Below are 12,318 nucleotides of genomic sequence, written 5' to 3'. Positions count from 1 at the left end.
ATTCCTGGATCCCAGACTGGGATGACACCCTTCTGGTAGACAATGTTCGTACAGTTGTGGATTCATTCGCGGTATAAATTCCGCTAACTAGTAGCGGAATGACGGTTTTTCAAATTGTAGGTAAACCTAAGCCACTTTAGCTATAACATCTTTAGCAATGTCTTCATAAATCTCTGCCAAATCTTCACTTAGCATTAAAGGATTTCCACAATCAGAAGCATGACATATTTGTGGATCCAGAGGAATCCTGCCTAGGAGTTTGATGCTCAGCTCCTCAGACATTCTTTTTGCGCCGTCTTTTCCAAATATGTATATTTCTGAGTCATTTTGAATGAAATAACTCATATTTTCCACAATGCCAATAATCGGTATACTGAGCTTTTTAAGCATATCATAAATTTTGCGAGCATCGATTAAAGAGAGCTCCTGTGGAGTTGAAACTATTATCGCCCCGGTTAAGTTAAAATTTTCCATAAGACTTAAATGCACATCGCCAGTTCCAGGTGGTGTATCAACTATCAAATACTCTATATCGGACCATTTTGTTCCCATGAGCAGATTATAAAGTGCTTTTGTGATCATAGGTCCGCGCCATATTGCTGCACGATCCTTGTCAACAAAATAGCCGATTGAAATAGTATGCAGTCCATACCTTTCTATAGGTATTGCTTTTCCACCCTGTATTTCTGGCTTTAATTTTTCAGTGCTAAGCATTTTAGGAATTGAAGGACCATATATATCTGCATCAACCAGCGCAACTTTGTGTTTTAACTTTGCTAATGAGAGAGCAAGATTTAGCGCAACTGTGGATTTACCTACGCCTCCTTTACCAGAGGCCACAATAATTATATTTTTCACTCCTTCGATATGTAATTTAGCTTTTTGTTGCCCAGTTTGTTTTTGACAAGTAGCAACCACGATCACTTTTGTCACCCCCGGTATAGCTTTAACAGCTTGCTCACAATTTCTTCTTAATTCTTCGTTTGCTTGCGTGTCACCGGCAACTTCAAGCGCAAAACCAATGTCCCAGCCTTTAATAATGATTGAGGATATTATGCCAAGAGCGATCACATCTTTACCGCTTTTTTGCTCTATGACTTTTTTTAAGTTCTCTCTTACAATTTCTTCGTTGATCATTAGACCTCTGTTGTTTGATGCGCCAGGAAGGGTATCATTGCGACAATGTTACACGAAATAAATTCAAAAACCAACAAGCCTTTTAGGCAATTTCTTCCTGAAGTTGTTCAATTTTAGCTTGAGGAAGGCTGGTTGTCTGAGAGATAATATCAATAGAGATGCCAGCTTTAAGTAAGTTTTTTGCAACTTCAATTTTTCCTTCAATTTTTCCTTCAATTCTACTTTGCATGATGCAGGATAAATTATCATCCTCACGTTTCTTATCTTGATCATAAGTAAAACGCTCTTCTTCACTCCAATTATATTGATTCAACTCATTATAAGCCTTGCCAATAATTACATCACTTCCTACCACTTTTTTTAGATCCTCTTCACTAGTTTCACTTGCATGCTGTTGTCTAAGTGAAGAAGGTCGCCCCTCCTCACTCGACTTCAAAACCGTACGTGAGACTTTGCGCCTCATACGGCTTCTCTCCAATTTGGTGCTTTTCATGCACACCTCCTGTGTAATTCATCGTGACAATGTCCATGTAACAAAGATAAGTTTTTGATCATATTGTTTCGTCTATTCCGGTCTTTATGATGTATTTCTATTATATCATCACTTTTAAACCATAGTCTACAATTATCACATTTACTTTGTTGTAACTTCAATAGTTTTATTACTCTTAATGGCTTATCTGGTATTTTTCTCAGACGTTTACCCCAATAAACCCAATCACCATCATATGGAGATCTGGTTTTTTGCACTTTGTTTAATAACATGATCGCTGTGTATAATAAGATGTATCTTGTTACTTGTCATAAAACTCCAGTTATCGTTATTATACTTTTTAAAGTATTTTCTTTTTATCCAGCATTTCCCTTTGTTTGGGTGCCTAAAGACTGACCTTACCCAGAAAAAGTGGAGAGAAAGAAAGGAGTTTTTTCGGGTAAAATAAAATTTTGGAGGATTAGAAATGGCAAGAGAATATACGGCAGAATTCAAATTGGAAGCTGTTAAGCTGGCAAATGAACAAAGAAAGGCAGGTCAAACAATTACAAAAATAGCAAAGGATTTAGGAATAAAGGGTGGTTTATTAGGAAAATGGATAAAGAAACACAACGAAAAAAAGTCGGCAGCAGATGCATTTCCAGGTAGAGGTAACATGGCTCCTTACGACAAAGAGAGGTTTGATTTACAAAGCAAGAGTAACAAGGGAAAGAGACATTTAAAAAAAAGCCCTGGCCAGTCAAAAAGAGTAAAATATTTTTTTATATAGTAACTGCTATAAAGTACAGGAATTATGTAGGATTTTCTGCTAGTGGCTACTATAAGTGGACCACAAGAAAAATAAGCAGTAGAGAATCAGCAAATAAAGAGCTACTCGAAGCTATTCAAAAAATATATCAAGTTTCTAAATGTAGATATGGAGCTCCTAAAATTCATGCTGAATTGAAGGCTTTGGGTAAAAGTTGCAATTTGAAAACGGTGCAAAGTATTATGCAGAAAAATGACATCAGGGCTATACTGAGAAGAAAGTTTAAAATTAAAAAACAACAAACAGATAATAGAGCTGTAGCTCCCAATATATTAGATCAAAACTTTATTGTTGATCAACCAAATAAAGTATGGGATTACTTACATCAAAACCAAGGAGGGATGGCTATATTTGGCAGCAATAATTCTCACGTATGGTAGTTAATGAGTAGTGCAATAAATAAACAATTGGTTATGAACTCTTTATTAATGGCCATTAATAGGCGTAAACCTGTTAAAAATCTACTGCTGCACAGTGACCAAGGTTCACAATATACTGCGCAAGGGTATCAATATCTCTTAGCTGTAAAGAATATAGATGAGTAATAAAGGCTGTTGTTACGACAATTCTGTTGCAGAAAGCTTCTTTAGCTCATTGAAAAGAGAAATACTTATTGATACTTCACAACACTCTGCTCAACAAACTAGAACTGCAATATTTGAATACATAGAAATTTTTTATAACAAACAACGTCACTATTAACTATTGCATTCCAGAACAATTTGATGCATCATTCTTTTTGTAAAAAACATTCCAAACTTTCTCTCCACTTTTTCTGGGTAAGGTCAATTTTCATTGCACCCTATATTGTCCATTCCATTAGCTTTACTACGCTCGTTACCTCACGCAGCATAATGGTCTGTTCTAGGCTGTTGGCTAGACCATACGCGTCAAGTTAAGGAAATAAAGGTATGAAAGAGATAGAATAATAAGGTATAAGTTCTCCCAGATATACTTTTAGTGAGAGAACCAATGAATAAAATAACTTGCTTATCAAAAAAGCTCAAAGAATTTTTTAATGAAAAAGCAGAGAAAATCTCAATTACAACAAGGTTTATAAAAAGAAAGAGAAAGCTAAAAGGTTCATCATTCGTAAAAGCCATGGTCTTGGGTAATATAGGAGTTGATAATTGTAGCGTAGAAACAATGTGTCAATTACTAAACGAGGACTCGATAGATATAACAAAACAAGGTTTGGATTTTAGATTTACTGAAGAAGCAGTGGAATTTATGAAAAGGATGTATAATGAATCTGTGATTCTCTTTAAAAATATCTTGCAAGTTGATTGCAAAATCTTACAGCAATTTAATAGTGTTAAATTATTGGACAGTAGCTATATTACTCTACCTAACAGTATGGAAGAGATGTATAAAGGTTATGGTACTAGCTACAGTGGCTATGAAAGCAATACTAAGTCTGGAATAAAGTTACAATTAGTTTTCGACTACATGAATCAGATAATAGACCAACTTAATTTAACGGAGGGGGTAAGATCAGACCAGGGATATAGGAAACATTTAAGTAATATATTAAGCAATGATTTGCTAATATCTGATCTCGGTTATTTTGTGCCAAGTTCTTTTAAACAAATCAATGAAATAGGAGCTTATTTCATAAGTCGTTATAAATCCGATACCAACATATATGATGTAGAAACAAATCAAAAAATGGAGTTATTAGAATGTTTAGAGGATAAGTTATTTTTAGAAAACGAGGTATTGTTAGGAAAAGAAGCAAAAATTAGAGTAAGAATTATATGTCAGAAACTAACTGAAGAACAGTCTATGGCCAGAAGAAGGAAAGCTAATAGATTAGCAAGATCGCAGGGATATACATCCTCTAAAAGAAATCAAAAATTGTTGAACTGGTCAATATTTATAACTAATGTTCCAGAAAATAAAATTAGTGCTGAGCAAGTATTAACGATTTACAGAGTAAGGTGGCAAATTGAGTTATTATTTAAATTGTATAAAAGCCATATCAGGCTTGATAAGCTAAAAGGAAAGCCATGCAGAGTATTATGTGAACTATATGCTAAATTGTGCGCAATTCTTATATTTCACGGCATAGTTGGTTGCACAGAAGTGAAAAAGAATACAGAACTTAGCTTAACAAAGGCATTTATTGAGCTAAAAAGGCGGGTTAGAGAGTTATTTTTAGTATTAACCAAAATTAATAGTTTAAAAGCATTTCTTAAAAAACTCACTATAACTTGGTCGCGATTTTCATTAAAAGACAAACGTAGAAGGGCTAGAGTATCCACTTTAACCTCTCTAAATTTGCTCACAATCTCTTAACTTGACGCGTATGGTTGCTTACAGAGGCACAGCATTAGCAGACTACCAGATGTTGATGGCGAAGTTAAACCAAAAAAGAAATTCAAACAATATCCTATAGGCTATTTCCATATTGATATTGCAGAAGTCAGAACAGAAGAAGGAAAGTTATATTTGTTTGTTGCAATAGATAGAACATCCAAATTTACGTATGTTGAGTTGCATAAAAGTGCTACAAAACCTATAGCTGCTGAGTTTCTACGTAATTTGATTAAAATTTTACCATATAAAATCCACACTATTTTGACAGATAACAGTGTACAATTTACCAACCAAAAACGCCATAAATACGCTTTTCAACATATATTTGATAGAGCTTGTGAAGAAAATGACATTGAACACCGTCTAACAAAAGTTAGCCATCCTTGGACAAATGGGCAAGTTGAGCGTATGAACAAAACTTTAAAGAATGCCACTGTTAAGAAGTATTACTATCAGTCTCACCAGCAACTCAAAGAGCATCTTTATGACTTTGTTATGGCCTACAATTATGCTAAAAGACTCAAAACTCTTAAGGGTCTTACACCTTTTGAGTTTATATCTTTACAGTGGACAAAATCTCCTGAATTGTTCATACTAAATCCACACCATCACACTCTGGGACCATACACTCCCTGTGTTTCGTAATATTATACAATCAAATTGATAAAAGCTGTATTATCTCCTTGCAGCATTAAGTGTATATTTTTTGCTATTTTTTCCACTAAGGGAGTAACATTATCAAAATTTGAAAATTTTGATAACACATAATCTGCTAAGCTTCTTTGATCTTCAGGTCTACCCACTCCAAATCTCAAGCGCCAATAATCGTTGCCAATAAAACTATCTATGGATTTAAGTCCATTATGTCCAGCAGAGCTACCACCTTTCTTTATTTTTATTCTTCCAAGTTCCAAATCAGCGTCATCGTGTATGACAACAATATTATCTAGCGATAATTTGTAAAAATTTCTTATTTTTGCAACAGGGATGCCTGAATTATTCATAAATGAATAAGGCTTTATTAACATGATTTTATTATCATTAATTATGCCAGAGGTTATTAGATAATCGGCTTTTTTAGAGAACGACTGGAAATTCCAATATTTGCAAATTGTATCAACTACGATGAAGCCGATATTATGATAAGTTAACTCATATTGACCACCAGGGTTACCAAGCCCAACTATCAGGTGCACTATTCCTCTGTTTCTGCTTGAGGTTCTTCAACGTCACTATCGGCAGCAGAAATTGTAACAATGGTAAAATTTTCTTCTTCATGAGCTACAAACTTAACACCTTCTGGTAATTTTACATCATTGATATGTATAGATTGGCCAATCATTTTACCGGATAAATCAACTTCAATAACCTGAGGTATTTTATCAGGAGAGCATTTAACAGCAATAGAACGACACAAAACATTAAGCACTCCACCTAATTTGATTCCTGGAGCTTTACTTTCATTCACAAATGATAGAGGTATGTCTATTTTAATTTCACTGCCTTTATCAACAAACTGAAAATCAACATGTTGCACAGTATCCTTTACTACATGCAATTGGATATCGCGAACAAGAGCATATTCCTTTTTGCCCGAAATATTCAGCTCTATCAAATGTGCAGAAAGAGAACCTGATTTATATTGCTTCGTGAATTCCTTTGCAGACAATGTCAAATTTACATTATCATGGCCCTTTCCATATATTATTCCAGGGATGTTTCCTTTCTTCCTTAGAGAATGCATCGCTTTTGTTTTTGTTATATCACGTAACTCTGCATTAATTGTTACTATCTCCTGTTGCGTCATCGATTACTCCTATTCAGCTAATCCTTTTAATATAATTTAATAATAATATAACATAAAAATATTTATTTCAAACTTCATTCTTTCATACTAATTGTTTGTGAAAGGATTTATTTAGATATATATTTAAACTTATTTAACAAGAACTATGGGCATTGACGATAAAGTAGTTTTTAGGATTTATAAACCAACAAGAACTGCAACACAATCTGGTTTAGGTAATACAAATTTCTGGCACCTAAAAATTGAATCTGGCTCTTACTACATTGAACCTTTGATGGGGTGGGTTGGCTCAAAAGATCCAAAAAAACAGATTGTATTAAAGTTTGATTCTCTTGAAAAAGCAGTATTCTACGCAAAAAAACGCAACGTTAAATACATAATTGCAATGCCAAAAAATGTTAAGAGGCTGCCAAAATCTTACGCAAGCAATTTCATACTAAAGTAAGTTGCACAACAAATGGTGTTATGCAAGTAGCTGACACTGCTCTCCTTTGTCATCCCAGTGCCCAGACACTGGGATCCAGGAATTTTATTAAGTTGGTAAGCATAAAAATAGCTGTTTTACGTTAAAATACAATGTTTTGATGATTATGGAAAGGCTGGATCCCAGTGTCAAGCACTGGGATGACACCATTTGTTGTAAACTCACTTTTACTCTATGGTTATACTACCTTGCCGCTATCCTGAACGAATACAAAGTAAGTTTTATTGTGATGTGCTCATCTGTAAAAAATAAGACTTAATCTCACTGTTAATCATGGATTTTAAGTTGTGCTAGTACACTGCGGCCATTTAGAGAGTCAAGATTTTTAACCTGGCTAGCCAGTATTAAAGAGTTATTTTTCAGGTATTTCTTTACAAGGCTTGCAAGCCTTTTTGGATTATTCAAATAGCTCCATTCTGCTTGTAAAACTTTTATATCACTTTGCACTAAATTAATTTCACTTTTTATTTTTATTAGCTCTCTATTTAATGACTGAACATGTAATTTTACCTTAAATAGTCCTACAATGCTAAGAAAAAACATAACTATTGAGATGATGCAGAAAGTTCTCATGACAACCTCTGTATAGCTCTTAGTTTTGCTGAGCGTGAACGCGGATTTGCACTTACTTCTTCTATACTTGCTTCGATCACTTTTTTATTTAGAAGAGAGAATGTCTTGCAATCAGTAGCACATAAATCTTTAAAAAAAGTTTTGACTATACGATCTTCTAAGGAATGAAAGGTGACGACAATTAATTTGCCATTCTCACTTAAAATCTCAGATGCAGCTTTAATGCCCTTTTCAAGTTCTCCCAGCTCATCGTTTACCCATATTCTGATTGCCTGAAATGTTCTGGTTGCAGGATCAATTTTGCTTTTTCCACGAAATACCACGGAACGTACAATATCCGCAAGCTCAAATGTAGTTTTGATAGTTTTCTTCTTCCGTGCATTTACTATTGCTCTTGCGATTTTGCGAGAATGACGTTCGCCTCCGTAGTTATATATAGTATTTGCGATTTCTTCTTCGCGTAAAGCGTTAACAAACGTTGAAGCGTTTATATAAGAAGAGTTATCCATGCTCATATCGAGTGGACCATCATGTAAAAATGAGAACCCTCTATCTCCGTTATCAAGCTGCATAGATGAAACTCCGATGTCAAAGACCACTCCATCCACTCCGTTTGATGTCATTCCAGCGCGTGACCAGTTATTTTTTCCAGTATCAAGTACTGGGATGACAGGAGATGGCTCAACGCTGCTTAGTATACTTTTAATATTACTAAACTTCTCAATGAATAGTTTTATTCTATCTGGATATCTAACGCTTAAATCATCATAAAACTTAGTTACCGTTTCATCTCTATCAATTGCATATACTTTGCAATCAGCTGACTCCAATATTGCTTTGCTATACCCTCCAGCTCCAAATGTGGTGTCCACGTATATGCCACCATCCTGCGGTGATAGTAGTGATAGCATCTCTTTTAACAAAACTGGAGTGTGTGTCATATCAAAAAATTTAAGTACAGTTGGTGTAGATATCCTACTCTACTCTACTCTTCACATCAATTTTATTTATGTACATAGATTTTCTTGCCAAAATATGGTATCTTATCGGAATATATGAGCAATAATATTAAAATTAAGGTTTAATATTGTTAATATAATATTCACATAACGTTCACATTTTTTTTTATATATAAGATCAAACAGGCTATAGGGAAATTATGCAGCAAATAACAAAAGTAATATTTTCAAGTTTGATTTGTAACACTTTATTGTGGTATGACCACATGCTTTTTGGCCACTTAATAAACATAATAGGTGGTGTGTTTTTTCCATCGGATGATCAACTAACCAGCGTATTGAAGGCTTTTGGAGTGTTTGCAGTGGGTTTCTTAATGAGACCAGTCGGTGCTGCTATATTTGGTCACATTGGTGATAAGCATGGCAGAAGAGTTGCCTTATTGCTCTCGATTATATTAATGACTTTATCAACCATATTAATTGCTTTTGTTCCAGGTTATCAAAGCATTGGAATACTAGCGTCAATGCTGGTAGTTTGTTTAAGGCTATTGCAGGGTATATCCCTTGGAGGAGAAGCAGGAAATGCACCATTTTTAATAGAACATGCTCCTAAAAACAAAAAAGGATTTTTTGGCAGCATTGAAGTATTAAGTGCAATTCTTGGTTCAATATTAAGCCTGATGGCGGTACTCATATGCAAAAAAGTATCTGATTTTGAATCTTGGGGGTGGAGATTACCTTTCATTTTCAGTTTAGCAATGGGATTAATCAGCATATATATGAGATATATACTTGATGAAAGCCCAGAGTATAAAAGACAAAAAAATCCGTCTAAATTGCCATTAAAAGAGTTATTAAACAATTACAAAAAGCCTGTTCTAATATCAATAGGTATTGACTTGGTTGAAAATGCGTCTCTCTATATATATTTGGTCTTTTTCAATGTGCTTACGAATAAAATATTAACAGTAAATACTCATTTTAATCATATAGTGGAAATACTGAGTCAAATTGCACTTGGAGGATTGACAATATTGTTTGCAATACTTTCTGATAAGGTAGGAAGAGAAAAAGTTATGAAGTTTGCATTTATAGCTTTTGTAATAGTGAGTTATCCAGTTTTTTCAATGTTATGTAGTGGCAATTACTTGCTGGCACACATTCTTTTTATAATTCCAATAGCTGCATCGCTTGGTCCTCTCAGTGCACTTATGTGCGAATTATTTCCAACAAAGGTTCGGTACAGTGGATTTGGTTTATCAAGAAATATAGCTGCTGGATTTTTTGGCGGCCTTGCACCATTTATATGCACAACAATTATCAAGGTTACAGGACAAGAGACTTCAGCTAGTTTTTACATGATTTTCTGTGCATTAATTGGGCTAGTTGCTATATCGCAAATTAAGGGTGAGCTTTCTTCAAAATTACCCAAAGTAAACCAAGTATAGTTGCAGTATAGCAGAATTTAAAAAAATCTAATTATAAGGTGGGAAATGCCAATTCTTAGGTGATAATGTGAATATTTCAGCACCATCTTTTGTTACTCCAATCGTATGCTCAAATTGAGCAGAAAGTGAAAGATCGCGTGTTGTTACTGTCCAGTCATCGAGTTTACTGAGCAGAGTCTCATGTTTTCCAGCATTAATCATTGGCTCTATTGTAAAAAACATACCTTCCTTCAAGACGAGATTTTCATCTTGATCATAGAAATGCACTACATTTGGTGGAGCATGAAAGACTTTTCCTATACCATGTCCGCAGTAGCTGCGTACGATAGAATATCCAAAATCTCTAATATATTTCTCTATAGCAAGCCCTATTTCATTTAACTTATTGCCGGGCTTAACTTGTTTGATTGCTTCCATCAATGCATGATAAGTAGCGTCACACAAGCGTTTTGCTTTTATTGATGGCTTGCCAACCCAAAACATGCGACTTGTATCACCATGCCAGCCATTTAAAATCACCGTGACATCAACATTTAAAATATCTCCATCTTTAAGTGGTTTATTATCGGGAACACCATGGCACACAACTGCATTTTTTGAAGTGCAAATCGATTTTGGATACCCCCTATAGTTTAGTGGTGCTGGAATTGCACCTGCATTAATTATAAAATCATGACATAGATCATTTAACTCATTAGTTGTCACCCCTACCTTTACGTACGGTGCAATGAAATCAAGAGTTTCAGCAGCAAGCCTGCCAGCCTTGCGCATAAATTCAAAATCTTCTTGTGAGTGTATAGTTATGTTCATATTTTCCATGTCTTATTGTAATTGGTACGCTTACTCGCAAGTACATAAACATAATAATTTTACATATTATAAAAATAAGTCCTATGGATCCTAGTGTCAAGTCATTTGTATGAAAGGTGGTAAAACAGAAATCTAGACTGTAACTTTTGATTTAACCCAATTATACAATTTACTCATTTTACCATCCTGACCTAAAATACCAGAATTATTTTTATAAAAAGTGTCAACTATTAGCTTTATAGAGCCTATAGCAGCAGAAAATACAGGATTTTTATCATATTCGCCATCAAGACCGCTACAAGACTCAGGGCACCCAATTCGAACTTGCTTATTGAATATATAGCCTGCAATTTCCTTCATGCTTGTGAGTTGACTAGTTCCGCCTGTAATCACTACTTTATTAATTGGATCTTTCTGCTCTTGAAATTGCTCTCTTACCATTTCAAGTATTTCTTCAACTCTTGGTCTTATGATGTTAATAAGCTCAGATTTGAATACTTGGGTAGGTTCATCATTTTCGTTGTTTTGCATTGTAATGTACTCATTCTCATCTATTGAAGTTACGATAGTGCTACCATACAGTATTTTTATATACTCTGCACGTTCTATGCTTGTGCATAGCCCGTAAGCAATATCTCGAGTGATATGAACGCCACCAATTGGAACGCTGCTTGCATACACAAGTTTCCCTCTTTTGAAAATTCCAATTGCAGTGCACCCACCGCCTATATCAACAATAGCAGTCCCGAGCTCTTTTTCATCTTCACTGAGACACGCAAGACCTGCAGAATATGCAGAAGCAATACAACCTGCCATATTTAATCCACCATTATTGGTAATACAGTTTTCAATATTGGTAAGCGCTGGACGCGAAGCAGTGACAACATTAACATCAGCAGATAGTCTTTTTCCGTACAATCCACCAACTTCTTTTATGTCAGTCATGTCATCTAAGTGATATTTCAGTGGTATATTGTGAATGATAACATTTTCTTCAATATATTTCTCAAACGTCTGAAAAACTACACGTTTTATATCCCGGTCAGAAATTTCATGATTAGCTGCAATAATTTCATTATGTACATTGAAAGATGAGATGCCACATCCAGCAATGCTCACATATATCTGGTCTATAGTTTCCTCTGACACTTGCTCAGCTAAACCTATAGTTGATGAGATGGAGTAATTTGCGTGTTTTACATTAGTTATCGAACCACCGTTTACACCTTCTGCAATCTTATAGCCCGTTCCTGTTACTTTATAGCTGAAGTTGCCATTTATTTTAACGATTAGACAAATAATCTTTGTTGTACCTATGTCTAAAACAGCAAAAACATTTCTCTTTGGTTTTGCTATTACTGCAGAGTACATTAGTTAACCTTATTACGCAATTTCATTTAAATTGTAGCTTTCTTTAATAATTTATATTTCTATTATAGATATAGCAACATTTTAATATACACTAAATTCTGGACAAAAG

12 protein-coding genes and 2 pseudogenes are annotated in these 12,318 nt (G+C 34.6%); 5 read left to right on the top strand and 9 right to left on the bottom strand.

The features are described 5' to 3' along the window. Nucleotides 1-126: 126 nt before the first annotated feature. From ACQH2Q_RS03910 to ACQH2Q_RS03900, 3 genes are all read right to left on the bottom strand, one after another. Nucleotides 127-1,137 (bottom strand): Mrp/NBP35 family ATP-binding protein, encoded by a 1,011-nt coding sequence (locus tag ACQH2Q_RS03910; RefSeq protein WP_265023942.1) that lies wholly within the window; start codon nt 1,135-1,137, stop codon nt 127-129. A gap of 82 nt (nt 1,138-1,219) precedes the next feature. Then, nucleotides 1,220-1,630 carry a hypothetical protein gene (locus ACQH2Q_RS03905; protein ID WP_410541833.1) on the bottom strand — a complete coding sequence of 137 codons (411 nt, stop codon included), beginning with the start codon at nt 1,628-1,630 and terminating at the stop codon, nt 1,220-1,222. Next, nucleotides 1,627-1,902 (bottom strand): HNH endonuclease signature motif containing protein, encoded by a 276-nt coding sequence (locus tag ACQH2Q_RS03900; protein WP_264723744.1) that lies wholly within the window; start codon nt 1,900-1,902, stop codon nt 1,627-1,629. The genes ACQH2Q_RS03905 and ACQH2Q_RS03900 overlap by 4 nt, the downstream gene beginning before the upstream one ends. A gap of 194 nt (nt 1,903-2,096) precedes the next feature. Between ACQH2Q_RS03900 and ACQH2Q_RS03895 the strand changes: the two are divergent. The 3 genes and pseudogenes from ACQH2Q_RS03895 to ACQH2Q_RS03885 all read left to right on the top strand — a co-directional run. Next, nucleotides 2,097-3,183 (top strand): annotated as a pseudogene (locus ACQH2Q_RS03895) (IS3 family transposase). Nucleotides 3,184-3,410: 227 nt separating this feature from the next. Beyond that, nucleotides 3,411-4,736, top strand: a complete 1,326-nt coding sequence (locus ACQH2Q_RS03890) for an IS4 family transposase (RefSeq protein ID WP_264339118.1) — start codon at nt 3,411-3,413, stop codon at nt 4,734-4,736. Between the two features lie 15 nt (nt 4,737-4,751). Then, a pseudogene (locus ACQH2Q_RS03885) lies at nt 4,752-5,402 on the top strand (IS481-like element ISWpi4 family transposase); the annotation flags it as partial. Nucleotides 5,403-5,404: 2 nt separating this feature from the next. Here the strand turns inward: ACQH2Q_RS03885 and pth are convergent. Both pth and ACQH2Q_RS03875 read right to left on the bottom strand, forming a co-directional pair. Then, on the bottom strand, nt 5,405-5,953 hold the full coding sequence (gene pth / locus ACQH2Q_RS03880; RefSeq protein ID WP_065094970.1) for an aminoacyl-tRNA hydrolase: 549 nt from the start codon (nt 5,951-5,953) through the stop codon (nt 5,405-5,407). Next, nucleotides 5,953-6,564: a 50S ribosomal protein L25/general stress protein Ctc gene (locus ACQH2Q_RS03875; RefSeq protein WP_010962412.1), complete on the bottom strand. Its 612-nt coding sequence runs from the start codon at nt 6,562-6,564 to the stop codon at nt 5,953-5,955. The genes pth and ACQH2Q_RS03875 overlap by 1 nt, the downstream gene beginning before the upstream one ends. A gap of 145 nt (nt 6,565-6,709) precedes the next feature. On the opposite strand from ACQH2Q_RS03875, the gene ACQH2Q_RS03870 reads away from it, so the two are divergent. Next, nucleotides 6,710-7,009, top strand: coding sequence for an NADH dehydrogenase ubiquinone Fe-S protein 4 (locus tag ACQH2Q_RS03870; protein ID WP_425383378.1), 300 nt, complete (start codon nt 6,710-6,712; stop codon nt 7,007-7,009). 306 nt (nt 7,010-7,315) lie between these two features. Here the strand turns inward: ACQH2Q_RS03870 and ftsL are convergent, their stop codons facing one another. Both ftsL and rsmH read right to left on the bottom strand, forming a co-directional pair. Continuing rightward, nucleotides 7,316-7,621: a cell division protein FtsL gene (gene ftsL, locus ACQH2Q_RS03865; RefSeq protein ID WP_425383377.1), complete on the bottom strand. Its 306-nt coding sequence runs from the start codon at nt 7,619-7,621 to the stop codon at nt 7,316-7,318. Continuing rightward, the gene (rsmH, locus tag ACQH2Q_RS03860) at nt 7,618-8,562 is read right to left on the bottom strand and encodes a 16S rRNA (cytosine(1402)-N(4))-methyltransferase RsmH (protein WP_425383376.1); all 945 of its coding nucleotides are present in this window, start codon (nt 8,560-8,562) and stop codon (nt 7,618-7,620) included. Before rsmH ends, ftsL begins: the two co-directional genes overlap by 4 nt. A 218-nt stretch (nt 8,563-8,780) precedes the next feature. On the opposite strand from rsmH, the gene ACQH2Q_RS03855 reads away from it, so the two are divergent. Further along, entirely contained in the window at nt 8,781-10,028 is a 1,248-nt protein-coding gene (locus tag ACQH2Q_RS03855; protein WP_264339267.1) for an MFS transporter, read from the top strand. A 27-nt stretch (nt 10,029-10,055) separates the two neighbouring features. Here the strand turns inward: ACQH2Q_RS03855 and map are convergent, their stop codons facing one another. Next, nucleotides 10,056-10,838, bottom strand: coding sequence for a type I methionyl aminopeptidase (map, locus tag ACQH2Q_RS03850; RefSeq protein ID WP_425383375.1), 783 nt, complete (start codon nt 10,836-10,838; stop codon nt 10,056-10,058). A gap of 132 nt (nt 10,839-10,970) precedes the next feature. Beyond that, on the bottom strand, nt 10,971-12,209 hold the full coding sequence (gene ftsA, locus ACQH2Q_RS03845; protein ID WP_155968818.1) for a cell division protein FtsA: 1,239 nt from the start codon (nt 12,207-12,209) through the stop codon (nt 10,971-10,973). Nucleotides 12,210-12,318 lie beyond the last annotated feature (109 nt).

It is taken from the genome of Wolbachia endosymbiont (group A) of Melieria omissa, from assembly GCF_964031125.1.
GTDB lineage: Bacteria > Pseudomonadota > Alphaproteobacteria > Rickettsiales > Anaplasmataceae > Wolbachia > Wolbachia pipientis.
This window is presented reverse-complemented; position numbering and strand designations above follow the sequence as displayed.